This window comes from Streptomyces sp. LZ34, from assembly GCF_053890475.1.
In genome coordinates, this window is the sequence record NZ_CM132680.1 from 3336157 (window position 1) to 3360055 (window position 23899).

Genomic DNA, 23899 nt, shown 5'->3' on the forward strand with positions numbered 1-23899 from the left:
TGTCCGTGCGCACCGGCAGGAAGGGCTGGGCGATGACCGAGCAGCATCGCAGGCCGGTTGCCTCGTACAAGACGTACCGGGAAGCTGCACGCGCCGTTGACCACCTCTCTGACCATGGGTTTCCCGTGGAGAGGGCGGCGATCATGGCCAGGGCGTGCGCCTGGTCGAGCAGGTGATCGGCCGGATGGGCTACGGCAGGGCCGCCCTTCACGGAGCGGCGAGCGGTGCGCTCCCCGGTGTCCTGATCGGCTGGCTGTTCGGCCTTGTGAACTGGCTCGACCCCGTCGTCTCCGCCCTACTCCCTTGTACGGGCTGATCTTCGGAGTGATCGTCGGCGCGCTGTCCGGCATGCTGCCGCACGCCTTGCAGGGCGGTCGCTGGGATTTCGCCTCGCCCTGCTCGATGCAGCCGAGCCGGTACGAGGTCGTCGTGGACGAGGAGGTCTCCGACGAGGCTGTAGGGCTGATCGGCGGGCTGCAGACCACCGGCGGAGGTCCCACCCGTACCTGAACGAACGTGATCCGGAGAGTCGACGCAGGCGCCGTACCGGGAGGAGTTCCCCATGGCCAAGGCAGTGGGCATCGACCTGGGCACCACCAACTCGGTGATCGCCGTGTGGGAGGGCGGCGAGCCGTCCGTCGTGCCCAACAGCGAGGGCAACCGCACGACACCGTCCGTGGTGGCCTTCACCGACACCGGGGAACGTCTGGTGGGCCAGCTGGCCCGGCGCCAGGCGATCCTCAACCCCAAGGGCACCATCTACTCGGCCAAGCGGTTCATCGGCCGGCATTTCGACGAGATCTCCGACGAGGCCAGGGCGGTGGCGTACGACGTCGTCGAGGGCGACGGCGGGGCGGCCCGCTTCAAGGTGCGCGACAAGCTGTACGCGCCTGAGGAGATCAGCGCACAGGTGCTGCGCAAACTCGCCGACGACGCCTCCAAGCAGCTGGGGGAGCGGGTCACGGAGGCGGTCATCACGGTGCCCGCCTACTTCAATGACGCTCAGCGCACCGCCACCAAGGACGCCGGACGGATCGCGGGACTGGAGGTGCTGCGGATCATCAACGAGCCGACGGCGGCTGCCCTCGCGTACGGCATGGACAAGAAGCAGCACGAGACCGTCCTCGTCTTCGACCTGGGCGGCGGCACCTTCGACGTGAGCATCCTCGACGTCGGCGACGGCGTGGTGGAGGTGCGCTCCACCGCCGGCGACAGCCACCTGGGCGGTGACGACTTCGACCGGCGTCTGGTGGATTACCTCGCGGACGACTTCCAGAAGGAGAACGGCATCGACCTGCGCAAGGACCCGCAGGCGCTGCAACGACTGTTCGAGGCGGCGGAGAAGGCCAAGACCGAGCTCAGTTCGGTGACGCAGACGCAGGTCAGCCTGCCGTTCATCACCGCCGACGCCTCGGGCCCCAAACACCTCACCGACTCGATCATGCGGTCCACGTTCGAGCAGATCACCGGCGACCTGGTGGAGCGTTGCCTGGGACCGGTCCAGCAGGCAATGGCCGACGCCAAGGTCGGCGAGAGCGACATCGACGAGGTCATCCTCGTAGGCGGCTCCACACGGATCCCGGCGGTCCAGGCCCTGGTCCGCCGGCTGACCGGCGGCAAGGAACCCAACATGAGCGTCAACCCCGATGAGGTCGTGGCCCTGGGTGCCGCGATCCAGGCCGGGGTGCTCAAGGGCGAGGTCAAGGACGTCCTGCTACTCGACGTCACACCCTTGTCGCTGGGCGTCGAGACGCGCGGCGGAGTGATGACGAAGATCGTCGAGCGGAACACCACCATCCCGGTGCGCCGCACCGAGACCTTCTCCACCGCCGAGGACAACCAGCCGGCCGTCGATGTGGTGGTCCTCCAGGGCGAGCGCGAGCGGGCCGCCGACAACCGGGTGCTCGGCCGGTTCCAGCTCACCGACATCCGGCCGGCGCCGCGGGGCGAACCACAGATCGAGGTCACCTTCGACATCGACGCCAACGGCATCCTCAACGTCAGGGCCCGCGACCGGGACACCGGCAAGGAGCAGGGCATCACCATCAGCGAGAGCTCCAACCTGGACCGCAGTGAGGTCGAACGCATGGTCCAGGAGGCCGAGCGCAACCGGGGCCAGGACCAGGCACTCCGCGAGGCCGTCGACGCCCGCAATGAGCTCGACGCCGTCGCATACCAGGTCGAGAAGCGCCTCGCCGAACTGGGTGACGCAGCGCCCGCGCACGAGAAGGCACGCGCCGAGATGCTCGTGTCCGACGCCCGGGCGGCGGTCAAGGAAGAGGCGGGCGTGGAGCGCGTACGGCCCCTGACTTCCGAACTCCAGCAGGTGCTCGCCGGGCTGGTGGCCCATCAGGGCGCCGCCGCCACGGGCGGTCCCGGCCAGGACGCCGCCACCGGTGGTCCCACCAGTGGCGGTGGCGGTGGCGACGATGTCATCGACGCCGAGTTCGACAAGGACTGAGGCGCGCCATGCCCAGCCACCCCCAGGAACCCGACCGGGCCGCGTCGGATCCGGTCGAACCGGTCCCGGAAGGCGCCGTACGCCCTCCTCGCGGGGATTTGCCGCAACCGGGCCCGCCGACCCGGCCGGAAGCGGCGAACGGCGAACCGGGACCCGACGCCGCCGGCCCCGCGCCTGCCGAGGACGAGCACACGACCGCGATCCAGGAACTGGAGGACCGCTGGCGGCGCGCGCTCGCCGACCTCGACAACCTTCGCAAGCGTCACGCCAGGGAGTTGGAGCGGGAACGGGCGGTCGAGCGGTCCCGCACGGCGGCCGCCTTCCTGCCCGTCCTCGACAACCTCGAACTCGCCCTGACCCACGCCGGCGCCGATCCGGGCGCGATCGTGGAGGGCATCCGGGCCGTACGCGACCAGGCGGTGAACGTCCTCGAACTGCTCGGCTACCCGCGGCGGGCGGAGACAGGCGTCGCCTTCGACCCGGCCCGGCACGAGGTGGTCGGCGTCGTCCAGGACCCCGACGTCGAGCCGGGCACCGTAGTCGAGGTGCTGCGCCCCGGCTACGGGGACGGCGAGCGGCAGCTCAGGCCGGCCGCGGTGACCGTCGCGAAGCGGGAGTGACCGGCGATGGCACGGGACTACTACGAGGTGCTGGGCGTGCCGCGGAGCGCGAGCCAGGACGAGATCCAGCAGGCATATCGCAAACTCGCCCGCAGGTACCACCCCGACGTCAACAAGGACCCCGGGGCGGAGGAGCGTTTCAAGGACCTCAACGAGGCATACAGCGTCCTGTCCGATCCCAAGACCCGGGCCCGCTACGACCGCTTCGGCGAGGATTTCCGTCAGATCCCGGAGGACTTCGACGAACGGGTCGCGGCGGGCGCGGGCGGCGGCTTCCGCGGTCGGAGGACCGCGGGCGCGGGCGGTCCTCGCGTCCGGTACGCCACCGGCTTCGGCGACGCCTTGGGAGCGGAGGGCATCGACATCGAGGACCTGCTCGGCTCCATGTTCGGGGCCGGCGCCGCCCGAGGCAGCGTCCCCGGAGCGGACCAGGAGGCCGAACTGCCGCTCACCGTCGAGGAGGCGTACCAAGGCGGCCGTCGCACCGTCACACTCACCGGTCCCACCGGGCAGCCGCGGCGGTACGAGGTCGACCTGCCGCCGGGCGTCACCGACGGGCAGCGCATCCGGCTGGCGGGCGAGGGCGGCCGGGGCAGTGGGGACGCCCCCGCGGGCGACCTGTACCTGCGGGTGCGTATCCAGCCTCACCCCCGGTTCCGGCTGGACGGCCGCGACGTGCACGTCCAGGTACCGGTCGCCCCCTGGGAGGCGGCCCTGGGCGCGACCGTGCCGGTGCCCACCCCCGGGGGTGGCACGGCCAAGGTCACGGTGCCCGCGAGCTCGTCCAGCGGCCGGCGGCTGCGGCTGCGCGGCGAGGGCATGCCGAACCCGCGCGGCGCGAACGGCGACCTGTACGCCGAACTCCGCATCATGGTGCCGCCCACCCTCGGCGACCGGGAGCGCGAACTGTTCGAGGAGCTCGCCGCCACCTCCTCGTTCGACCCCAGGAGGACGCGATGAACGACCGACCCGCGGGAGCGGCAGGCATCGGCCGGGCCGGCGTGGGCGACCGTCCGGTACGGACGGGCGTCGACGTCACCGCCTCGACGGCTGTCCGGTACGCGCTCGTGCCCGCCCCCAGGCTCTCCCTGAACGCCGTGGCCCGTCGCTCGGGCCTCCACCCCGATCTGATCCGCCGGTTCGTCGCCCTCGGCCTGGTCGACGCCGAGCGCGACGCCGCGGGGCACCTGGTGTTCGACCCCACGGCCCCGGCGGTCCTCGCCCGCATCCAGCGGCTGCGCTCCGGACTCTGCCTCAACTACGCATCCATCGGCCTGGTGCTCGACCTGCTCGACCGCATCAGCCTGCTCGAAGCCGCACTGCGCGCCCGCGGCACGAGGAGTGAAACACCCCCATGGACATGAACCGTCTCACCCAGAAGTCACAGGAAGCCCTCCAGGAGGCCCAGACCGCGGCCGGCCGCATGGGGCACACCGAGGTCGACGGGGAACACCTGCTGCTCGCACTTCTCGATCAGGAGGACGGTCTGATCCCGCGGTTGCTGCAACAGGCCGGCACCGAGCCGAAGGAACTGCGCGCGGCCGTGCGCGAGGAACTCTCCCGCCGCCCGAAGGTCACCGGCCCCGGCGCGGCACCCGGCCAGGTCTTCGTCACCCAGCGCCTCGCCCGCCTGCTCGACGCCGCCGAACGGGAGGCCAAACGCCTCAAGGACGAGTACGTGTCCGTGGAACACCTCCTGCTCGCCCTGGCTGAGGAGAGCTCTTCAACCGCCGCCGGGCGACTGCTCAAACAGGCCGGCATCACCAGGGACTCGTTCCTGAGCGCGCTCACCCAGGTCCGCGGCAACCAGCGCGTCACCTCCGCCAACCCCGAAGTGGCCTACGAGGCTCTGGAGAAGTACGGCCGCGACCTGGTCCTCGAGGCTCGGTCCGGGCGGCTGGACCCGGTCATCGGCCGTGACGCGGAGATCCGCCGCGTCACCCAGATCCTCAGCCGCAAGACCAAGAACAACCCCGTCCTCATCGGCGACCCCGGCGTCGGCAAGACCGCCATCGTCGAGGGCCTGGCCCAGCGCATCGTTCGCGGCGACGTCCCCGAGGGCCTGCGCGACAAGACGGTGTTCGCCCTCGACATGGGCTCCCTGGTCGCCGGCGCCAAGTACCGCGGCGAGTTCGAGGAACGCCTCAAGGCCGTGCTGTCCGAGGTGAAGGCCGCCCAGGGGCGCATCCTGCTCTTCGTCGACGAACTCCACACCGTCGTAGGAGCGGGCGCCGCCGAAGGGGCCATGGACGCGGGCAACATGCTCAAGCCGATGCTCGCCCGCGGCGAACTCCACATGATCGGTGCCACCACCCTCGACGAGTACCGCAAGCACATCGAGAAGGACGCCGCCCTCGAACGCCGCTTCCAGCAGGTCCTGGTCGACGAGCCGAGCGTGGAGGACACCATCTCCATCCTGCGCGGACTGCGTGAACGCCTCGAGGTCTTCCACGGCGTGAAGATCCAGGACACCGCGCTGGTCTCCGCGGCCACCCTCAGCCACCGCTACATCACCGATCGATTCCTGCCCGACAAGGCCATCGACCTGGTCGACGAGGCGTGCGCCCGGCTGCGTACCGAGATCGACTCGATGCCCGCCGAACTCGACGAGATCACCCGCCGCGTCACCCGCCTGGAGATCGAGGAAGCGGCCCTCTCCAAGGAGACCGACCCCGCCAGCAAAACCCGCCTGGAGGAGCTGCGCAGGGAACTGGCCGACCTGCGCGGCGAGGCCGACGCCAAACACGCCCAGTGGGAGGCCGAACGGCAGGCGATCCGCCGCGTGCAGGAACTGCGCCAGGAACTGGAGCAGGTCCGCCACGAGGCGGAGGAGGCCGAACGCGCCTACGACCTCAACCGCGCCGCCGAACTCCGCTACGGCCGACTCCAGGACCTGGAGCGCCGACTCGCCGCAGAAGAGGAGCAACTGGCCGCCAAACAAGGGCAGAACCGGCTGCTGCGCGAGGTCGTCACCGATGAGGAGATCGCCGAGATCGTCGCCGCCTGGACCGGCATCCCAGTCGCCCGCCTCCAGGAGGGCGAACGCGAGAAACTGCTGCGCCTCGACGAGATCCTGCGCGAGCGCGTCATCGGCCAGGACGAAGCCGTCAAGCTCGTCGCCGACGCCATAATCCGCGCCCGCTCCGGCATCCGCGACCCTCGCCGCCCCATCGGCTCGTTCATCTTCCTCGGCCCCACCGGCGTCGGGAAGACCGAGCTGGCCAAGACCCTCGCCCGGACTCTGTTCGACTCCGAGGAGAACATGGTCCGCCTCGACATGAGTGAGTACCAGGAGCGGCACACCGTCAGCCGGCTCATGGGCGCACCGCCCGGATACGTCGGCTACGAGGAAGGCGGCCAGCTCACCGAGGCCGTACGCCGCAAGCCGTACTCGGTTGTGCTGTTCGACGAGATCGAGAAGGCGCACACCGATGTCTTCAACACCCTGCTGCAGATCCTCGACGACGGCCGCATCACCGACGCCCAGGGCCGCACCGTCGACTTCCGCAACACCGTGATCATCATGACGTCCAACATCGGCTCCGAGCACCTCCTCGACGGCGCCACCGCCGAGGGTGAGATCAAGCCGGACGCCCGCGCCCTGGTGATGGGTGAGCTGCGCGGGCACTTCCGTCCGGAGTTCCTCAACCGCGTCGACGACATCGTGCTGTTCAAGCCGCTCGGTGAGCGGCAGATCGAGCGGATCGTGGAGCTGCAGTTCGACGAGCTGCGGCAGCGGGTTGCCGAACGCCGCATCACCGTCGAACTCACCGACGCTGCCCGGGAGTTGATCGCCCACCAGGGCTACGACCCGGTGTACGGGGCCCGGCCGCTGCGGCGTTACATCTCCCACGAGGTCGAGACACTGGTCGGGCGCGCCCTGCTGCGCGGCGACGTCCAGGACGGCGCGAAGGTCCGCGTCGACGCCGAGCACGGAGAGCTGGTCGTCACCTACGACCAGCCCGAGGACGTGAAGGGAGCGAGGGCGGCATGAGTACCGTGCAAGCCACCAACGTCACCTGCCCGCACTGCGGGCGCGCCAACCGGGTACCCGTGGCCGCCGAGGGCCGCCCCAGGTGCGGCAACTGCAAGCAGCCTCTGCCGTGGATGGCCGACGCGGGCGACGACGACTTCACCGAGGTCGTCGAGCAGGCCACCGTGCCCGTCGTCGTCGACCTGTGGGCCACCTGGTGCGGCCCCTGCCGCATGGTGAGCCCCGCGCTGGAGAAGGTCGCCGCCGATCTCGCGGGAACGATCAAGCTGGTCAAGGTCGACATCGACAAGAACCCGCGCCTGGCGCGGCGGTTCGAGGTCCAGGCGGTACCGACGCTGCTGGTCCTCGACAAAGGACAGACCATTGCCCGGCAGGCGGGTGCCGCACCTGCCCCTGCCCTGCGGCGGTGGGTGGAGCAGTCGATCGCGGGCCGCGAACCGGCCGGGAAGGGGTGATCGGCCATGACCGTACGGGCCGACCCCCACCTCGCCCTCGTACGCCCCGTCACCCCGCGCGCCCCAGGGTGCGAGGAATGCCTGGCCACGCGTTCCCCCTGGGTCCACCTCAGGCTCTGCCTGACCTGCGGCCACGTCGGCTGCTGCGATTCCTCGCCGAACCGGCACGCGCGCCGTCACGCCGCCGCCGACGGCCATCCGATCGTGGCGTCGCTGGAGCCCGGCGAGGACTGGCGGTGGTGCTTCGTCCACGAGGCGTTCGTGTGATGCCCGGCGACGAGACGCGGCCAAGCGCAGCGCCTGTGCCGGACGAGGCGGAGGAGAGCGTCCCCTTCGAGACGCCCGACATCTACGGCGCCTATCCCCGCCTGCCGGACGACCAGATGGACCGCCTGGCGCAGCATGGCCGGCGGCGCGCGGTCGACGCCGGTGACGTGCTGATCCGGGAGGGGGAGCGGTGCGAGACCTTCTATGTCGTCCTCAGTGGCTCGGTCGCCATCGTCGAGGGCTACGGCACGCCCGACGAACGCCTGCTGCGTGTGCACGGCCCTGGCCGCTTCATCGGCGAACTCGGCCTCCTGAACGGACAGGTGGCCTTCTACACCGCCGTGGTCAGGGACCCCGGCGAGGTCCTCGCCCTGTCCATGGATCAGCTGCGTGACCTGGTGACCCGGGACTCCATCCTTGGTGATGTGGTGCTGCGCGCCTGCCTGGGCCGCCGTGCCCTGCTCGTCGGGCAGGGCGCCGGTTTCCGCATCATCGGCTCGCGCTATTCGCCCGACACCCGGCGGCTGCGCGAGTTCGCCGCCCGCAACCGGCTGCCGCACCGCTGGATCGATCTGGAGACGGACGAGGAGGCCGAGGCGCTGCTGCGCCGCTTCGCGGTCGGTCCGGAACAGACGCCGCTGGTGATCTGGCGTGACACGACGCTGCTGCGCAATCCGAGCAACGCCGAACTGGCCCGGTTGATCGGCTTGCCGCCCCTGCCGTCGGGCAACGGCCGCGGCGATCTCCTGATCGTCGGCTCCGGTCCGGCCGGTCTCGCCGCCGCGGTGAACGCCGCCTCGGAGGGCCTCGGCACGACCGTGGTCGAGGCGATGGCCACCGGCGGCCAGGCCGGGACGTCCTCCCGCATCGACAACTGCTTCGGCTTCCCCTCCGGCATCTCGGGCGCCGAACTCACCGAGCGCGGGGTGCTCCAGGCGGGCAAGTTCGGCGCCCGGATCAGCGTCCCGGTGGAGGCGGCCCGGCTCGAACCGCGGGACGGTCACTACGCCGTGGGGTTCGCCGACGGCAGCGAGATCACCGCCCGTACCGTCGTCCTGGCCACCGGCGCCCGCTACCGCCGCCTCCATGTGCCCGGCATCGAGCCGTTGGAGGGAGCGAGCGTCCATTACTCGGCGACCGTCTACGAGGCCCAGCAGTGCCGTGCCGACCCGGTGGCGGTGGTCGGCGGCGGCAACTCCGCGGGCCAGGCCGTGCTCTTCCTGGCCGGGTACGCACCGCAGGTGTATCTGCTCGTCCGTGGGCCGAGCCTCGAGGCGCACATGTCCCGCTACCTGATCGATCAGGTCGAGCGCCACCCGCGGGTGCGCGTGCTGCTGCACACCGAGATGACCGAGGCACTCGGCGACAAGGTGCTGGAGGCGGTCACCGTGGTCGACCACCGTACGGGCGAGCATCGCCACCTCGCGGTGCGCGCCCTGTTCGTCTTTACCGGCGCCGACCCCCACACCGAGTGGCTGTCCGGCGCGCTCGCCCTCGACGCGCGCGGCTTCGTGCTCACCGGCGCGGAGGCGCAGGCCTGCTCCGTCCCCGAACTGTGGCAGAGCCAGGGCCGCGACTGCCTGACGTTGGAGACCAGCCTGCCTGGCGTCTTCGCCGCCGGCGACGTCCGCAGCGGCTCGGTGAAGCGTGTGGCCTCCGCGGTCGGCGAAGGCGCGATGAGCATCCACTTCGTGCACCGCTCCCTGGGCCACACGGCCGCGCCCGGCGGCACCGACAGCTCACCGCACACCCGTCCGAAGGAGTCCGCTTGGCTCGCATGACACCCAGCGGGCGACGAGATCACGAGAAGGAGGCGATGGGAATGACCATGCCCGTCCGGCGCCACCGCGGTGGCGCAATGCAGGACAGGCCCCTTGGCTGGGCACGCAATCCGCTGACGGAGTTCGACCAACTGCTCAGCGATATGAGCGGACTGATTGAATCCACGGTGGGAGGCGCTGCGCCCGCAGTCGCGTGGACACCCCTGGCGGATGTCACGGAGTCCGACGACGCCTTCCACGTCGAGATCGAACTCCCCGGCGTCAAGAGCAAGGACATCGACGTCGAAGCGAACGGCCAGGAGCTGGTGGTCACCGGAGAGATCAAGGAGAAGGAACGCAAAGGCGTCCTGCGCCGGAGCACCCGCCGCACCGGAGCCTTCGAGTACCGGCTGCGGCTGCCCGGAGAGGTCGACACCGAAAAGATCAATGCGCAGATGTCGGACGGGGTGCTCACCATCACCGTCCCCAAGGCCGAGGTCGCAAAGCCCCGGCACGTCGAGATCAGCGAGACGAGTGAAAGCACCGAGAGCAGCGGCTGAGACGCGAACGCCGCGGTTCCGGGCACCCATCCGGCACCGCGGCCGGGCCGGCGGGCCTCGACACCCGGAGCGGCTCATGAACGACGTCCCATATCACAACCCCTCACGGCGGCGGAGACGCGGCACGCGGCTCCCCACCGGCCTCCTTTCGGTGCCGGAGACGCCAGGCGCGCAGCAGCCGAAGGGGGAGCAGACCCAGCGGTGCTCGCCGGCCCATGTCCGCCTGGTCCTCGCGGTCGAATGCCCGTGCGTAACGCTTGGCGTCCTGGGCCGTCGGATATCGCTTGCTTCCCTCCGCTCCGCACCCGCGCGCGCAGTGCCAGACGTCACGACCAAGGTCCCCGCCCGGCTTGACCGGCTGCCGTGGTCCCGATTCCATTGGCGGATCGTCATCGGTCTGGGAGCCGTCTGGATTCTGGACGGACTCGAAGTGACGATCGTCGGGGCGGTTGCCGCCCGTATGACCGAGCCGGGCAGCGGCATCAACCTGACCAGCGCCGACATAGGCACTGCCGCCGCCATCTACGTGGCAGGCGCATGTGCGGGCGCTCTCCTGTTCGGGAGACTCACCGACCGCGGGCCAAGAGCCTTGCGAACGGCAGCTACGCGCCGACGGACGGACCCGGCCGGCCCGACAGCGCACCGGGCGACCCCCATGACCGGCGGTGACCGGCGCAGAAGGAGGCAGCGATGAAATATGACGGATTCCTCGCCCATGTACGCGAGCGAGGCGAATACAACGACCAGGACGAAGCCGCGGACGTCACCAACGCCGTGCTGGAAGTGCTGGCCCAACGGATCAGCCCGGGAGAGGTCAAGGACCTCGCATCCCAGCTGCCCGGCCCGCTGGGACAGGTTCTGAACCATGCAACGCCCCAGCGGGCGCAGAGCTTCGGGATCGAAGAGTTCTACCGCCGGGTCGCCGAGCGCACCCATGCCCGGCCGCGTACGGCGCAGTGGGACGCCAGCGCGGTCCTGACCACCGTTGCCGACGCTGTGACTGGCGGAGAACTGAATCAGATCATCAGCCAACTCCCCTCCAGTTACGCGGTCCTGTTCGGCAAGGCCGACCTCGCGGACTGAGCTCGTGAGGCGCCCAGAACGAAAGGCCCACGCAAATGGTTGATACAGGTTTCTCCTCGTTCGACACCATGGTGGACAAGGCCAATCGGCTCCTCAAAGACGTCGAGGAGGCTTTCGAGTGGCCCAAAGAACGGCGTAAGCAGTCGTATGCGGCACTGCGGGCCGTGCTGCACCCGCTTCGGGATCGTCTCCCGGTCGAGACGGCCGTGCAGTTCGGCGCCCAACTGCCGACCATCGTCAGAGGCGTCTACTACGACGGCTGGAAACCGGCCGAAACGCCCGTAAAGATGAGCAACGAGGAGTTCCTCGCACGGGTCCGGAGCGAATTCCCCTATGCGGTCGAGGGTGGCAGCGAGAAGCTGGTGCGCACCGTACTGAAAACTCTGGAGCGCCATGTGAGCGCCGGCGAATGGCAGCACCTCAAATCCCGGGTGCCGAACTCGTTTGCCGCGCTCCTGCCGTGACCCCGGTGGAGGAGGTCATGAGCGCGGTCCAACGCGCCGAGCCGCTTTGCTCCGGCGAGCGGAAGCCGGGGCGCAGATGTGCGGCACCATACCCGCCGCTTCCCGGAGACTGAGTTACGCTCGGCATCCACCGACGTCAGCGTCTGCGCCCTCGGAGTACCGGCGCCACGGCTGCGCTCTCCGGCTCTTGCGGTCACGGATCAGGGGGCTGCCACTCGAACATCAAGATCGTGGCGTCGTCGCTGAGTTTGTTGTGCCGATGCTCGAGGATGGCATGGATGAGCAGGCGCAGCACTTCCGGGGCGCTCTGCCCCGCTGCGGTCGACCGGATGACGTAGTCGGTGAAGCGCTCCAGGCCGAACTCTTCGCCTGCATCATCGCGTGACTCCACGACGCCGTCTGAGTAGAGCAGTATTCGGTCACCGGGTTCGAGGCTGACGTCGTGCACCTGACGGGCGGTCTCGGCGAGACTGGCGGGCAGACCCAAAGGAGGCTCAGGTGGCCGCTCCAAGGCCTTATGGAGCAGGCGGTGGCGACGGATGAGCAACGGAGGCGGGTGGCCGCAGTTGCACCAGCGCAGCACACCGGTGGGCATGTGCAACTGAGTGAAGACACCCGTGCAGAACTGCTCCGGAAGCCACTTCGCCAGCGCCTCGTCCACGGTGCCCACGAGTTCGTGCAGGTCTGCCCCGCTGCGCCGGGCGTTACGGCAGCCTGCCATGGCGACAGAGGTGGCAAGTCCGGACGCCAGGTTGTGCCCCATGCCGTCAAGGATTGTGGCGTGCAGAACGTCCTCGGTGAACGCATGGTCGAAAGCATCGCCGCCCAGTTCGTACGCAGGCTCCAGAACCGCCGTCGAAACGACCCGCCCGGTGCCGATCGACCGGGGAGGGAGAAAAGCCCTCACCATCTCCGTGGGCAGGTGCATCGGCCTGGTACGCATGCGCTGCGCGATGGTGTCGCTGTAGGTGCGCTTGGATGTGATGATCAGTGCGAGGAGCAGCGCCGTCGTTCGACAGCGCCGTAGCTTGAGCCCGTCCAGGGTGCTCATGTTCAGCTCCACGACGCCCAGCCGCTCCGCCCCGTCGGCCAGGGGTAGCCATATGTTCAGCCCGCCGGAGGGGCCTTCTTCCACTCGGAGAGAGTCGGTGCGGTAGGCCCATCCGGCCAGCGAAGTGTCGAGCTCCAGTTCCGGCTCGCTTTCGACAAGCGGCACCAGCAGTCTTTGCTGGATGTCGACCAGATAGATAACGGCCCTGCCCAGACCCATGGCCTCGGCATACCGGTTCAGGACCACGGGCAGTTCCCCAGGTGATGCCAGCTGGGCTGCTCTGACCAGTTCCTCCAGCAGCCGCTCCCCGGACCCGACGGACATGTTCCTGTCCATGCCTTCGATGATCCCTGCGAGGTCGAGCCGCCACAATCTGAGCTCTCCGACACCCGAGATATGGGCCGATCAGCCTGGGGTGCTGGGGCTTGCCCTTGCGGATTGGTCGGGCTTCGGGATCGGCTTACGACACCAACCGGTCGGGGATCGTGCGGATCCCCGCAAGCCGCACAGCGGTCTGCTCCAGCAGCCGGCGGGTACCCGCCGCGGTCTCGGCCGGCTCGCTGGCGGAGGTCACGACCGCTCTTGGTCCGGTCGCCACTCACAGCAGGAGGTCGAAGACGGCTCGGGCCTCGTCCCAGTGCTGAGTCTGGGGGTTCTTCAGGTCGGGGTGGAGGATCTTGAAGCTCTGGGCAAGGGCCAGGCTGAGTCCGCCGATGATGTCCGGATAGGCCGCCTCGGTCTCCTCGTCGGGCGTGCGGTCCAGAGCGGGGTGGGTGGCGAGCTGTTCCAGGATCGGCTTGAGTTCTACTTCCTGGTCGATCTTCCGGAAGTGGTGAATGCTCTCCTGCAGGCCTTTCGTGATCGGTAGGTCACAGGTCCGGATGATGTCGCGCCCGTTGGCCTTGGCAGTGGCCTGGGCGACGGTCAGCAGATCGTAGAGCTTGGCGTCGATGAAGTCGCTGTAGCGCTTGAGATCGTTCTTGTCGACGTCCAGCCCCGCGGCCACGCGGAAGAACCTTTCGAACCTGGCGATGGACATCACGGTCATGACGGCAACCTCCGGCTGCGGGCGCCGGGGTGGCTCCCGGCCCCTGGGCTTCCCATTCAGCCTGGCCGACGGGGCGCGGGAACGCATGCGCATGTCGGGCCCAATTAGCCTCCCTGTATTGCCCTGCCAGGCCCAGGTGTCCGACTGCCCGGGTAGTCGGACGGGCGTGCGGATCGACAGCAGGGTGAACACCGCGTCGCGGAGCGGCCCCACGTAAAGGGTGACCCTCCAGATGTCGATGCTCATGAGGCCGAACGCCGCGGTGGCGAACATGCCGGGGAGCGCTCGGGAGAGGCCGGTGAACAGCAGCCAGGGCCGGTTGACGCGGACCAGCCTGCCTAGCAGCCGCAACCGCCCGCGGACGTGCGGTGCCTCGCTGGTGTACTGGATCCTCCCGGGTGGCAGGGCGTTGCCGGACTCCGGGATCAGCGCTCCGATCACGCCGAGGGCCGCTCCCCTCAGCCGTTGGGCGGCGCGCATCAGGCTAAGCATGGGCAACGACAGCAGCGCGATGTGCTCCGGCGGGCCGATCATGGCGATGAGGGGGCGGGTGTTGTCCCGGTAGGACAGGTGGCGACGCTGGGGGTGTGGTCATCGATTGCCCTGTACGCGAGGGTGCCGGTTTGTGGGTGTAGGTCGGCCCGGGGTCGCGCGGCCGACGCGCCCCGGCAGGGCGTTCCGGCTAGGCTCACATGGGTGAGGTGGCTGCGGACCTTCGGGGAGGTCGTGCGATCCGGGCTCACGATCGAGGAGACGCGGCTGGAGCCTCTGCTCGCGCTGCGCACGGCCGCTGGGGTGGCGATCGTCATCGGGCCGGCGCTGTGGCTGGTCTCCCCTGCGTATGCCGCGTCCGCCGCCCTCGGTGCCTACTCCGCGGGTGGGGCCACCTTCCAGCGCACCTGGCGTCCACGCAAGGTGATCGCGCTCGGCGCGGGCGCGGGTTTGGCGCTCAGCACCTTCGTGGGCTACCTGGCGGCGGGGCGACTCGTGACGTTCCTCCCACTGCTGGCCGTATGGGCCTTTGTGGCGGGGATGGCGTGGGCCGTCGGATCGACCGCTGGGATCGTCGCAGCGACGACCGTCGGCAGCATGCTGGTGACCATCACCCTGCCCACGAGCGTCGGGCGAGCCCTGGAGCACGCCGGGGTCATCGCGCTCGGAGGCGTGGCGCAGGCCGTGCTGATCTTGCTGTTCCCGATCCGCCGTTGGGGGGCGCATCGTGACGCGCTCGCCGACGCCCTGGCCGCCGTGGCGGACTACGCCCGCCGGCTGCGGCACGACCCGACCGCCCCGTTCGACCCGGAGCCGTTGATGACGGCCCGGGACGCGGCCGCCGTGACGCCATCACAGGCCCGCACCCGTCCCCCCGTCCTGCACGGCCCCCGGGGACTAGCCGAGCGCATGCGGCCGGTCGTCGCCGCGCTCGCCGACCCGGACGTCGGCGCCCCGGCGGAGGGACCCGGGCGGGACCGCGCGCGGGAGTTGCTCGACGCGGCCGCCGACGTCCTGGATGCGGCCGCCCGTTCGATCCGCCGCGGCACTCCCGCCGAGGTGCCGCCCGGGAGCACGGACGTCCTGCGCGTCGACGAGGACCACGAGGTGCTGGAGGGCCCCGCGAGGCGGGCCGCCGAGCGGCTCGAGGAACTGCTCGGCGAGGCGTTGGAGATCGCCGGGAGCGGCGGCGCGCGCGGGAGGACGCACAGGCCGCCCGGCCCCGCGGGCGCCCAGTTCCTGGTGCGCCCGACTATGTTCCGGCTGGTCCCGGTCGTCGTCCGGGCGGTCCGCCGTGAGCTCCGCCGGGACTCGCCCGTGTTCCGGCACGCCGTCCGCCTGGCGGCGGTGGCCACGCTCGGCTATCTGATCGCCGCCCGGCTCCCCCTGGGCCACGGCTACTGGGCGCCCATCACCTCGGTGATGGTGATGCGGCCGGACTTCCACCGGACGTACGCGCGCGCGGTGGCCCGTCTCGCCGGGACCCTGGCGGGGGTCGCGCTCGCCACCGTGATGGTGCGGGCCCTGGGCCCGGACGCCCATGTGTTCGGCGCGCTGGCGGTGGTCTCGGCGGGCCTGTCGTACACGCTGATCCGTACCGGCTACGCCTACTCCCAGTGCTTCACTGCCGCGTACGTCGTCTTCCTGCTCGGCATGGGCGGCCAGGCGTGGGAGCAGACGGTCCCGGAGCGGGTGGTGCTCACCCTGCTCGGCGGGGCCCTGGCAATGCTGGCGTACGTGGTGTTCCCCGCATGGGAGACGCCCCGGCTGGCGGGCCGGCTTGCGGACTGGCTCGCCGCCAACGGCCGCTATGCGGCCGCGGTGCTCCGCAGCTACGCCGAACCGACCCGGGAGCATCGCGCCGACATGCGCAGGGCACTGCTGGCGAGCAGGGAGGCACGTGCCGCCTGGCAGGAGGCATACGACCGGGCAAGGCAGGAACCGGTCCGCCCCAGGGGTCTGACGTCGCGCGAGGCGGAGGAGGCGCAGGAGGCGCTCAAGGGGTTCGGCCGGGCGGCGATGCTCATGGAGAGCCACGTCCCGCGGGCCGACAGCCGTTTCGTCCCCGAGGCGGAGCGGTTCGCCGAGGCCCTGGAGGCGGACACCGCGCAGGCGGCAGTCGACGTGCGCGAGCACAGGAATCCGGACTGGGGGCGCGTGGAGGAGGCGCTCCACGCGTGGGAGGGCTCCGCCGCCGGGGACCGGAGCCCGATGGTGCGGCGCGGGGCGGAACTGCAGAAGCAAGCCTTGGAGGACCTTGCGACGGCCGTGAGCCGCACACCCCTGGAACGGGACGTCGGCTCCGCTCGCGAGGAGCAGCGGGTGCGGGCGGCCGCGGCGGCGGAAGGTGACGGATCAGGACCCGCGCCCCGGGGTGGGTGACGGCGCCGGCGACGGGGAGCGCCGCGCCTCCTGGAGCGGGAAGTAGTCTCCCGGCCGCGTCGAGCGCCGCCACACGTACGTCGCTGTCGCCATCACGAGGATCAGCCCCGCCAGGATGAGCAGTTCGATCCCCTCGACGTTCCGCCGGAAGGACTTCTCCGTTTCGGCCGTCACGATGAGCACCTTGCGGATGCCGGCAATCAGGCCGACGACGAGGAACGGCTCGGCGTCGAGGGTCTGGTTCCTGATGGTGAGGCGGACGGTGTGGAGCAGCTCGGCCACGATGAACAGCACAAGGCCGTTGTCCAGGGCGGAGAGAACGACCGTCTCCTCGCGGCTGACCGCGGCGGGGATGCACACCGTGGACCTGGACGAGGAGCTCGGCGGGACGAAGTCCGCCGACCTGCTCGTCGGCGCCGACGGCGTGGCATCGCGCCTGGCCGAGGTCAAGGGCGCCTCCGGTCCCGCGCAGGAGCATCTCGTCGGGCATCTCCAGCGGCATCTGGAGACCTGGCCGCAGCTGCGTCCCGACAAACCGGTCTCCGAGGGCGTACTGATCGTCAACCATCAGCACAAGCTGCACCCGTCGGAGAGGACGGCGGCGGTTTACGCGCGGCCCGAGTTCGTCGCCTCGCTGGAGTCGCTGCCTGTGACGGTCATCAGCACGGTGGAGCTGTTCAACTGGTGGCGTGCCGCGGACTGGACGGCGATCCGCACGGCCGTGCTCGGCGACGCGGCCGCGATCGCACAGTCGGCGACGCCAGTGAACCCGCCGCAACCGCCGACCGCTCAGCGGCGCCGCTGGTGGAGCGGCGGACGGCACCAGTAGCGACGCGTGATGGGGGCCACCGGCTTCACCTCACGAGGCCCAGGGGCCGTGAGCAGTCGAGCATTCTCGCCTCGTCGAAACGGCGCAGCGCGACGGAAAGCCGAAGCCACTACGCCCGCCGATCACGGCACACCGTCGCAACCCACCACACGCAGAGCCCCCGTCGGCATCAGCCGACGGGGGCTCCTCACCTCTCACCTGCTATCACACGCGTCTCACCAACAGCGTCGACGCACTTGGACCACAAGGACCTGACCTGCGAAAACGCTCCTGCCCTAGACCACCTGGACGCGGGGATCAGGCCCTGTCCTACCGGTCTTCCGGGCGCCCGGACGGCCGCAGAACCGGTCGCCCCGGACGGCCCGCCGGGGCATCCGCCCAGGTGGCGCCTAGGGCGTGACGGTGGAGACGACGTACACCTTGGGGTGGCGCCGGTTGTCGAAATCGACGGTGATGTCCAACTCCGGCTGGGGTTCCTTCTGTTTCAGCACCATCCCGGCCCAGTCCTCGTCGCCGCCGACCCGCCAGCCGACCTTCTTCGCGTCGTCGGCCTCGATGGTGATCCTGCCCTCCCTCAGCTCGGCGCGGTCGGTACCGAGCCCGACCAGGAACCGGTCCAGGCCCTGCACGGACGTGACGAACTGCACGTACAGCGAGCTGGTCTTCCAGGAGTTGGTCTCGTAGTACGCCACGTCGTCGGAGTAGCCCGGGATCCACACGTCGTAGATGCGCCGCTGGACCTTGCTCGGCCAGCCCGCGGTGAGGCCGGTCGCCGAGGCGTTCTCCTGCTTGTCCTCGCCGCTGTTGCGGCTCTGGAGGGCGGAGATGACCATATAGCCCGCCGGGATCGTGATCAGCAGGAAGACCACCACCGCCTTGAGCCAGCGGCGCGACCGGCGGCCACCGCCTCCGGGCCGCTCCCCGGCGGCCCCGGCGGCCCCGGCGGCCCCCCGGCCCGGCGGCGAGGCACCGTTGGCCGAGACGGCGGAAGTGGCCGAGACGGCGGAGGTGCCGTTGGCGGGGGCTGCGGGCGCGGCGGGGCGCTGCTCGGCGGCGGTCACTGTCGCCCCGTCTGACCGCGCGACGCCAGCCACGGGGTGGCCCCGGCGCGCTCGTAGCGCTCCACGCGGCGCCGGTTGGCGCGGCGGAACCGGCGGGCGACCAGCCGGGCCAGGTCGGCGGCGCCGACCATGCCCGCCTCGGGGCCCAGCTGAGCCTTGACGATACGGGCCTCCGGCCGGTAGCCGCGGCCGGTCAGGTTGCGCCGGAACGCGTCCCGGGCCGGGCCGATCAGCAGATCGTCGGCCGCGCTGACGCCGCCGCCGATGACAAAGCAGGAGGGGTCCAGAGCCGCCGCCAGATTGGCGATGCCGACGCCGAGCCACTGGCCGATGTCCTGCAACAGCTCGATGCACATGGCGTCGCCCTCGCGGGCCAGCTCGGTGATCAGCGGCCCGGTGATCTCGCCGATGTTGCCGCCGACCCGGTCGATGATCCCGTACGCGACCGGGGACTCGGCCGCGGCCAGCTCACGCGCCTCCCTGACCAGCGCGTTTCCGGAGCTGTACTGCTCCCAGCAGCCGCGGTTGCCGCAGGGGCAGCGGTGGCCGGCGGGCACCACCTGCATATGGCCGAACTCGCCCGCGACCCCGTACTTGCCACGCTTGACCTGGCCGTCCTCCAGGATGGCGCCGCCGATACCGGTGCCGAGGGTGATCATGACGAGGTGGTCCTCGCCGCGCCCCGCGCCGAAGCGCCACTCGGCCCACGCGGCGGCGTTGGCGTCGTTGTCGACCATCACCGGCACCGCCAGCCGCTCGGCGAGGCGGTCGCGCAGCGGCTCGTTGCGCCAGGACAGGTGCGGCGCGAACAGGACACGGTTGCGGTCGGCGTCGACCCAGCCCGCGGCGCCGATGCCGACCGCGTGCACGTCGTGCCGGTCGGAGAGGTCGAGCACCAGCTCGGTGATGGTGTCCTCGACAACCCTGGGGCTCTTGGACTTGTCGGGCGTCTCGGTGCGCAGCTTCTCCAGGATGTTGCCGTCGGCGTCGACGACCCCGGCCATCACCTTGGTGCCGCCGATGTCGATGCCGACGGTGGGGACCCGGGGCGCGGTGAGGTGCGAGCGGCGCTCGCGGGTGCCGACGGTGCGCAGCACGGTCGCCCGGGCCGACCCCCGGTGCACTCTTTCGCGGTACAGGCTCATCGGCTCACCCCTTTGCCGAGGCCAGGGCCGACGGCCACCCGGGCCGGGCCGGACGGGCCCGCCGAGGCGGCGGCGCAGACGTGGGGGGTGCGGTCGCTGCGGGTGCGTGCTCGCAAGAGTTCGTCGTCCCTGCGGGGGTCTCGGGAGGCCGGGGCCTCGGCTTACACGGTCGTGGCGGGTGGGGCCCGCCGTGCGATTGTGCCTCACCCGCGCCGGGCGCCGCATGGCGAGCCCCGCCCCAAGGCGGGTGATCGCGCCATGGCCCTGTCTCCCCGATCTCGGCGGATCAGCCCGCGGCGTCTGGTGCGTGCGATCGCAAGGCGGAGGGTCGCCCTCGTAGTGGGCCTACTCGGGCGAGCCCGACAACGCAGCGAGCGTGCGTGCCAGGCGTCGCGGGCCCGCGGAGATCGGGGAGACAGGGCCATACGCGCCCGGCGTACCCCGCGCGTTCTCAGATCTTGCTCGCCGCGTCCTTCTCCGGCGGGCGGGCGAGCTCGTGGCTGAGCTGTTCCAGTTCGCTGCCGCCCGCCATCTGGCGGGTGAGCTCGTCGAGCGCGATCTCCGGCTTGAGGTGGCTGCCGGCCATCGTGCCGCGCTTGAGGAGGACGAAGCGGTCGCCGACGAGGTAGGCGTGGTGCGGGTTGTGGGTGATCAGAACCACACCGAGGCCCGCGTCACGGGCGGCCGCGACGTACTTGAGCACCACCCCGGACTGCTTGACGCCCAGCGCCGCCGTCGGCTCGTCCAGGACCAGGACCTTGGCGCCGAAGTGGACGGCGCGGGCGATGGCCACACACTGCCGCTCGCCGCCGGAGAGAGTGCCGATGGGCTGGTCGACGTCGCGCAGGTCGATGCCCATGCGCAGCAGCGCCGACCGCGTGGTGGTGCGCATCGTCTCCACGTCGAGCCGCTTGAGGGGCCCGCGGCCCTTCCGGGGCTCGGAGCCGAGGAAGAAGTTCCGCCACACCGGCATCAGCGGCACCACGGCGAGGTCCTGGTAGACCGTGGCGATGCCGCGGTCCAGGGCCTCGCGCGGCGAGCCGAGCCGGGCCTCCTCGCCCTCGATCGTGAGGCTGCCCGCGTCGTGCTGGTGCAGCCCGGCCACGATCTTGATGAGGGTGGACTTGCCCGCGCCGTTGTCGCCGAGGACACAGGTGATCTCCCCGGCGTGCACTTCGAGGGAGACGCCCTGTAGCGCCTTGACGTTGCCGTACCGCTTGCTGACCTCGCGCAGCTCGATCAGCGGCGTCCGGGCAGGGGTGTCTGTCGTGGTCATTTGCTGGCCTCCGCCCGCTTGCGGACCCACCAGTTGAGCATCGTGGCGAGCAGCAGCATCGCGCCGAGGAAGAACTTGAACCAGTCCGCGCTCCACTGCGCGTACACGATGCCCTTGTTCGCCATGCCGAAGATGAACGCGCCGACGGCGGCGCCGATCGCCGAGCCGTAGCCGCCGGTCAGCAGACAGCCGCCGATGACGGCCGCGATGATGTAGAGGAACTCGTTGCCGACGCCCTCGCCGGACTGGACGACGTCGTAGTTGAACAGCAGGTGCTGCCCGGAGATCCAGGCCGCGAAGGCGACGCCCATGTACAGCCCGATCTTGGTGCGGTCCACGGGCACGCCGACCGCGCGGGCCGCCTCCTTGCCGCCGCCCACCGCGAAGATCCAGTTGCCCGCGCGGGTGCGCAGCAGGATCCAGGTGGCGAGCGCGACCAGCCCGAGCCACCACAGGACGGTGACCTGTAGATCGACGTCCCCGATGGTCAGGTGGGAGGCGAAGACGTCCTGGGCGGCGGGGAAGCCCTCCATGTCGGCGATGCTCTTCGTGGAGACCGTCTCGCTGATCAGCTTGGTGAAGCCGAGGTTGCAGCCCTGGAGGATCAGGAAGGTGCCGAGCGTGATGATGAAGCTCGGCAGCCCGGTGCGCACCAGCAGAAAGCCGTTGAAGAACCCGATGGCGAGGGTGGCCAGCAGGGACACCCCGATGCCGACCCAGACGTTCGCCGTCATCTGGTACGAGAACATCGACGAGACCAGCGCGGAGGAGGTGACCATCACCCCGGTCGACAGGTCGAACTCGCCGCCGATCATCAGCAGCGCGACCGGCGTCGCCATGATCCCGATGGTGGAGGAGGCGTACAGCACCGTGCTGAAGCTCGACCACTGCAGAAAGCTGTCGGCGACGACCGAGAAGAAGACGAAGACGGCGATCGCGCCGACGATCGCGCCGAGCTCGGGGCGGCCGGCCAGGCGGCGCGGCAGCGAGCGGCGGACCAGGCGCTCGTCCTTGGTCAGGGGCGGCGCTTCCGCGCTCATCGGGTCCCCCGCTTGGCGTACTTGGCCAGCTCGGCGGCGTCGTCCTTGGTGATGATCTGGGGGCCGGTGAGGACCGGCTGGCCGCCGCCGAGGACATCGGCGTTGTAGTGGTAGAGCCACAGCAGGTCCACGGCCTCGTAGCCCTGGAGATACGGCTGCTGGTCGACGGCGAAGCCGAGGGTGCCGTCCTGGAGCGACTCGGCGACCTTGGCGTTGAGGTCGAAGGTGTCGATCTCCGCCTTGCTGCCGGACTGCTCCGCCGCCTTGGCGGCCGTGGCCGCGAAGGGCGCGCCGAGCGTCACCACGGTGTCGATGCCCTTGTCGGACTGGAGCTTGGCCTCGATGGTGGACTCGACGTCGGGCATGTTGGTGCCCTCGACGTAGACCCGGTCCATCTTGCCGTCGAAGGTCTTCTCGACTCCGTCGCAGCGCTGCTCGTGGCCGACGTTGCCCTGCTCGTGGAGCACGCACAGGGCCTTCTTGCGGCCCCGCTTGTTGAGCTCCTCGCCGACCGCCTCGCCCGCGATGGTCTCGTCCTGGCCGATGTGGCTGAGCGCCCCGAAGTCCTTGGACTCCGCCGACCCGGAGTTGACGGTGATGACCGGTATGCCCGCCTTCTCGGCCTTCTTGACCACGGCCTTCATGGCGTCGGGCTTGGCGAGGGTGACGATCAGCCCGTCGACCTTCTGGTCGATGTAGGACTGGACGAGCTGGGCCTGGTCCTTGCCCTCCTCGTGGTGGGCGTAGAGGAACTTCACGTTGTCCTTGACGGCGGCCTGCTCGGCCCCGCTCTGGACGATGTCCCAGAAGGTGTCGCCGTCACCGGAGTGGGTGACCATGGCGAAGGTCATCCTCGGGGTGTTCACCGCCGCCCGCCCGGAAGCGTTCGCCGCCCTCTCGGCCCGCTCCTCGGCGCGCTTGCCGCCCGTACTGCTGCATCCCGCCGAGGCGAACCCCAGCACCGCCGCAAGCACGGCAGCGGTCAACGCACGTGCCCCTGTCCCAACCCTGGCCACGAAGACCCAGCCCTTCTCGAAGACGTCCCGTTTTGGCGGCGTCCGGGCATGCCTGAGCGGCCGGGACGCCGCCCAAGTATCCGTCACGGTGCACGGCTGGGGTCCAGGGGGTGTACGGCGGAGATCCGGGGAGTCTTCAGCGGCTCAGGGGCGTACGAGCAGCTGGAACTCGAAGGAGTAGCGCGAGGCCCGGTAGGTGTGCGAGCCGAATTCGACGGCCCGGCCGGTGTCGTCGAAGGCCGTCCGCTCCATGGTGAGAAGCGGCGCGCCTTCCGGCTCGCCGAGCTGCTCGCCCTCCTCGGCGGTGGCGGCGCGGGCGCCGACCGTCTGGCGGGCGCTGTGCAGGGTGATCCCGGCCGCGCGCATCAGGCGGTACAGCCCGGTCTCCGCCAGCTCGGCGCTGTCCAGCTTCAGCAGGCCCGCCGGGAGGTGGTTGCACAGATGGGCCATGGGCTCGCCGTGGGCCAGGCGCAGCCGCTCGATCAGCACGACCTCGGTGCCCTCGGCGACCCCGAGGGCCGCGGCGACCTCGGCGGTCGCGGCCTCGGTGGTGTTGCGCAGCACGTGGGTGGCGGGGCGCTGGCCCGCGGTCTCCAGGTCGTCGTAGAGGCTGCTCAGCTCGAGCGGGCGCTTGACCTGGCTGTGCACCACCTGGGTGCCGACGCCGCGGCGGCGCACCAGCAGCCCCTTGTCGACCAGCGACTGGATGGCCTGGCGGACGGTGGGACGGGACAGGCCCATCCGTCCGGCCAGCTCTATCTCGTTGCCGAGCAGGCTGCCGGGGGCCAGCCGGCCCTGCTCGATCGCCGCTTCGAGCTGCTGGGACAGCTGGAAGTACAGCGGGACGGGGCTGCTGCGGTCCACGCTGAACTGCAGCGCCTCCGCTGAGCCAGAA

At 70.5% G+C, this 23899-nt stretch carries 24 protein-coding genes and 2 pseudogenes; 16 read left to right on the forward strand and 10 right to left on the reverse strand.

Going from position 1 to position 23899, the window contains the following annotated elements:
* The first annotated feature begins 154 nt into the window (after positions 1-154).
* The 14 genes and pseudogenes from ACWY4P_RS12640 (at position 155) to ACWY4P_RS12705 (ending at position 11664) form a co-directional block, all read left to right on the forward strand.
* On the forward strand, positions 155-316 hold the full coding sequence (locus tag ACWY4P_RS12640; protein WP_456210633.1) for a hypothetical protein: 162 nt from the start codon (positions 155-157) through the stop codon (positions 314-316).
* Positions 304-510, forward strand: coding sequence for a hypothetical protein (locus ACWY4P_RS12645; RefSeq protein ID WP_456210634.1), 207 nt, complete (start codon positions 304-306; stop codon positions 508-510). The genes ACWY4P_RS12640 and ACWY4P_RS12645 overlap by 13 nt, the downstream gene beginning before the upstream one ends.
* A 52-nt stretch (positions 511-562) precedes the next feature.
* Positions 563-2461: a molecular chaperone DnaK gene (gene dnaK / locus ACWY4P_RS12650; RefSeq protein ID WP_456210635.1), complete on the forward strand. Its 1899-nt coding sequence runs from the start codon at positions 563-565 to the stop codon at positions 2459-2461.
* A gap of 8 nt (positions 2462-2469) precedes the next feature.
* On the forward strand, positions 2470-3081 hold the full coding sequence (grpE, locus tag ACWY4P_RS12655) for a nucleotide exchange factor GrpE (RefSeq protein WP_456210636.1): 612 nt from the start codon (positions 2470-2472) through the stop codon (positions 3079-3081).
* Positions 3082-3087: 6 nt separating this feature from the next.
* On the forward strand, positions 3088-4041 hold the full coding sequence (locus ACWY4P_RS12660; RefSeq protein WP_456210637.1) for a DnaJ C-terminal domain-containing protein: 954 nt from the start codon (positions 3088-3090) through the stop codon (positions 4039-4041).
* The gene (locus tag ACWY4P_RS12665; RefSeq protein WP_456210638.1) at positions 4038-4445 is read left to right on the forward strand and encodes a chaperone modulator CbpM; all 408 of its coding nucleotides are present in this window, start codon (positions 4038-4040) and stop codon (positions 4443-4445) included. Before ACWY4P_RS12660 ends, ACWY4P_RS12665 begins: the two co-directional genes overlap by 4 nt.
* On the forward strand, positions 4436-7075 hold the full coding sequence (gene clpB / locus ACWY4P_RS12670; RefSeq protein ID WP_456210639.1) for an ATP-dependent chaperone ClpB: 2640 nt from the start codon (positions 4436-4438) through the stop codon (positions 7073-7075). Before ACWY4P_RS12665 ends, clpB begins: the two co-directional genes overlap by 10 nt.
* Positions 7072-7530 carry a thioredoxin gene (trxA, locus tag ACWY4P_RS12675; protein WP_456210640.1) on the forward strand — a complete coding sequence of 153 codons (459 nt, stop codon included), beginning with the start codon at positions 7072-7074 and terminating at the stop codon, positions 7528-7530. The genes clpB and trxA overlap by 4 nt, the downstream gene beginning before the upstream one ends.
* 6 nt (positions 7531-7536) lie before the next feature.
* Complete coding sequence (locus ACWY4P_RS12680) at positions 7537-7797, forward strand: UBP-type zinc finger domain-containing protein (RefSeq protein WP_456210641.1); 261 nt, start codon at positions 7537-7539, stop codon at positions 7795-7797.
* Positions 7797-9578, forward strand: coding sequence for an FAD-dependent oxidoreductase (locus ACWY4P_RS12685; RefSeq protein ID WP_456210642.1), 1782 nt, complete (start codon positions 7797-7799; stop codon positions 9576-9578). Before ACWY4P_RS12680 ends, ACWY4P_RS12685 begins: the two co-directional genes overlap by 1 nt.
* Positions 9579-9619: 41 nt before the next feature.
* The gene (locus ACWY4P_RS12690) at positions 9620-10117 is read left to right on the forward strand and encodes an Hsp20/alpha crystallin family protein (protein ID WP_456210643.1); all 498 of its coding nucleotides are present in this window, start codon (positions 9620-9622) and stop codon (positions 10115-10117) included.
* A gap of 277 nt (positions 10118-10394) precedes the next feature.
* Positions 10395-10694: pseudogene (locus ACWY4P_RS12695) on the forward strand (MFS transporter); the annotation flags it as partial.
* Between the two features lie 113 nt (positions 10695-10807).
* The gene (locus ACWY4P_RS12700; protein ID WP_456210644.1) at positions 10808-11200 is read left to right on the forward strand and encodes a DUF2267 domain-containing protein; all 393 of its coding nucleotides are present in this window, start codon (positions 10808-10810) and stop codon (positions 11198-11200) included.
* 35 nt (positions 11201-11235) lie between these two features.
* Positions 11236-11664, forward strand: a complete 429-nt coding sequence (locus ACWY4P_RS12705) for a DUF2267 domain-containing protein (RefSeq protein WP_389424175.1) — start codon at positions 11236-11238, stop codon at positions 11662-11664.
* Between the two features lie 193 nt (positions 11665-11857).
* On the opposite strand, the gene ACWY4P_RS12710 is transcribed toward ACWY4P_RS12705, so the two are convergent.
* The 3 genes and pseudogenes from ACWY4P_RS12710 to ACWY4P_RS12720 all read right to left on the reverse strand — a co-directional run bounded on the left by ACWY4P_RS12710 (position 11858) and on the right by ACWY4P_RS12720 (position 14297).
* Positions 11858-13051, reverse strand: coding sequence for a PP2C family protein-serine/threonine phosphatase (locus ACWY4P_RS12710; RefSeq protein ID WP_456210645.1), 1194 nt, complete (start codon positions 13049-13051; stop codon positions 11858-11860).
* Positions 13052-13115: 64 nt separating this feature from the next.
* Positions 13116-13274: pseudogene (locus ACWY4P_RS12715) on the reverse strand (ISNCY family transposase); the annotation flags it as partial.
* A gap of 39 nt (positions 13275-13313) precedes the next feature.
* A complete protein-coding gene (locus ACWY4P_RS12720) occupies positions 13314-14297 on the reverse strand; it encodes a DUF1931 family protein (protein WP_456210646.1) in 984 nt (327 codons plus the stop codon).
* Between the two features lie 162 nt (positions 14298-14459).
* Here ACWY4P_RS12720 and ACWY4P_RS12725 point away from each other — a divergent pair, with 162 nt between their 5' ends.
* Positions 14460-16637, forward strand: coding sequence for an FUSC family protein (locus ACWY4P_RS12725; RefSeq protein ID WP_456210647.1), 2178 nt, complete (start codon positions 14460-14462; stop codon positions 16635-16637).
* Here ACWY4P_RS12725 and ACWY4P_RS12730 read toward each other — a convergent pair.
* Positions 16611-16997 carry a phosphate-starvation-inducible PsiE family protein gene (locus tag ACWY4P_RS12730; protein ID WP_456210648.1) on the reverse strand — a complete coding sequence of 129 codons (387 nt, stop codon included), beginning with the start codon at positions 16995-16997 and terminating at the stop codon, positions 16611-16613. The two genes, ACWY4P_RS12725 and ACWY4P_RS12730, sit on opposite strands and share 27 nt — an antisense overlap.
* On the opposite strand from ACWY4P_RS12730, the gene ACWY4P_RS12735 reads away from it, so the two are divergent.
* Positions 16990-17466: a hypothetical protein gene (locus ACWY4P_RS12735; RefSeq protein ID WP_456210649.1), complete on the forward strand. Its 477-nt coding sequence runs from the start codon at positions 16990-16992 to the stop codon at positions 17464-17466. The two genes, ACWY4P_RS12730 and ACWY4P_RS12735, sit on opposite strands and share 8 nt — an antisense overlap.
* 389 nt (positions 17467-17855) lie before the next feature.
* Here ACWY4P_RS12735 and ACWY4P_RS12740 read toward each other — a convergent pair whose 3' ends face one another.
* From ACWY4P_RS12740 to ACWY4P_RS12765, 6 genes are all read right to left on the reverse strand, one after another.
* The gene (locus tag ACWY4P_RS12740; protein WP_456210650.1) at positions 17856-18527 is read right to left on the reverse strand and encodes a hypothetical protein; all 672 of its coding nucleotides are present in this window, start codon (positions 18525-18527) and stop codon (positions 17856-17858) included.
* Positions 18524-19672, reverse strand: a complete 1149-nt coding sequence (locus ACWY4P_RS12745; RefSeq protein ID WP_456210651.1) for an ROK family glucokinase — start codon at positions 19670-19672, stop codon at positions 18524-18526. Before ACWY4P_RS12745 ends, ACWY4P_RS12740 begins: the two co-directional genes overlap by 4 nt.
* Before the next feature lie 451 nt (positions 19673-20123).
* Positions 20124-20948, reverse strand: a complete 825-nt coding sequence (locus tag ACWY4P_RS12750) for an ATP-binding cassette domain-containing protein (protein ID WP_456210652.1) — start codon at positions 20946-20948, stop codon at positions 20124-20126.
* Complete coding sequence (locus ACWY4P_RS12755) at positions 20945-21988, reverse strand: ABC transporter permease (RefSeq protein WP_456210653.1); 1044 nt, start codon at positions 21986-21988, stop codon at positions 20945-20947. The genes ACWY4P_RS12750 and ACWY4P_RS12755 overlap by 4 nt, the downstream gene beginning before the upstream one ends.
* A complete protein-coding gene (locus ACWY4P_RS12760; protein WP_456210654.1) occupies positions 21985-22974 on the reverse strand; it encodes a sugar ABC transporter substrate-binding protein in 990 nt (329 codons plus the stop codon). Before ACWY4P_RS12760 ends, ACWY4P_RS12755 begins: the two co-directional genes overlap by 4 nt.
* Before the next feature lie 174 nt (positions 22975-23148).
* The gene (locus ACWY4P_RS12765) at positions 23149-23868 is read right to left on the reverse strand and encodes a GntR family transcriptional regulator (RefSeq protein WP_456212904.1); all 720 of its coding nucleotides are present in this window, start codon (positions 23866-23868) and stop codon (positions 23149-23151) included.
* Between the last annotated feature and the right edge of the window lie 31 nt (positions 23869-23899).

Coding starts and splice junctions, on each gene's coding strand:
- clpB (WP_456210639.1), top strand. CDS start 4,436: ATGGACATGAACCGTCTCACCCAGAAGTCACAGGAAGCCCTCCAGGAG.
- ACWY4P_RS12685 (WP_456210642.1), top strand. CDS start 7,797: ATGCCCGGCGACGAGACGCGGCCAAGCGCAGCGCCTGTGCCGGACGAG.
- ACWY4P_RS12710 (WP_456210645.1), bottom strand. CDS start 13,051: ATGGACAGGAACATGTCCGTCGGGTCCGGGGAGCGGCTGCTGGAGGAA.
- ACWY4P_RS12720 (WP_456210646.1), bottom strand. CDS start 14,297: ATGATCGGCCCGCCGGAGCACATCGCGCTGCTGTCGTTGCCCATGCTT.
- ACWY4P_RS12665 (WP_456210638.1), top strand. CDS start 4,038: ATGAACGACCGACCCGCGGGAGCGGCAGGCATCGGCCGGGCCGGCGTG.
- ACWY4P_RS12705 (WP_389424175.1), top strand. CDS start 11,236: ATGGTTGATACAGGTTTCTCCTCGTTCGACACCATGGTGGACAAGGCC.
- trxA (WP_456210640.1), top strand. CDS start 7,072: ATGAGTACCGTGCAAGCCACCAACGTCACCTGCCCGCACTGCGGGCGC.
- ACWY4P_RS12755 (WP_456210653.1), bottom strand. CDS start 21,988: ATGAGCGCGGAAGCGCCGCCCCTGACCAAGGACGAGCGCCTGGTCCGC.
- ACWY4P_RS12680 (WP_456210641.1), top strand. CDS start 7,537: ATGACCGTACGGGCCGACCCCCACCTCGCCCTCGTACGCCCCGTCACC.
- ACWY4P_RS12750 (WP_456210652.1), bottom strand. CDS start 20,948: ATGACCACGACAGACACCCCTGCCCGGACGCCGCTGATCGAGCTGCGC.
- ACWY4P_RS12735 (WP_456210649.1), top strand. CDS start 16,990: ATGCACACCGTGGACCTGGACGAGGAGCTCGGCGGGACGAAGTCCGCC.
- dnaK (WP_456210635.1), top strand. CDS start 563: ATGGCCAAGGCAGTGGGCATCGACCTGGGCACCACCAACTCGGTGATC.
- ACWY4P_RS12745 (WP_456210651.1), bottom strand. CDS start 19,672: ATGAGCCTGTACCGCGAAAGAGTGCACCGGGGGTCGGCCCGGGCGACC.
- ACWY4P_RS12690 (WP_456210643.1), top strand. CDS start 9,620: ATGACCATGCCCGTCCGGCGCCACCGCGGTGGCGCAATGCAGGACAGG.
- ACWY4P_RS12660 (WP_456210637.1), top strand. CDS start 3,088: ATGGCACGGGACTACTACGAGGTGCTGGGCGTGCCGCGGAGCGCGAGC.
- ACWY4P_RS12700 (WP_456210644.1), top strand. CDS start 10,808: ATGAAATATGACGGATTCCTCGCCCATGTACGCGAGCGAGGCGAATAC.
- grpE (WP_456210636.1), top strand. CDS start 2,470: ATGCCCAGCCACCCCCAGGAACCCGACCGGGCCGCGTCGGATCCGGTC.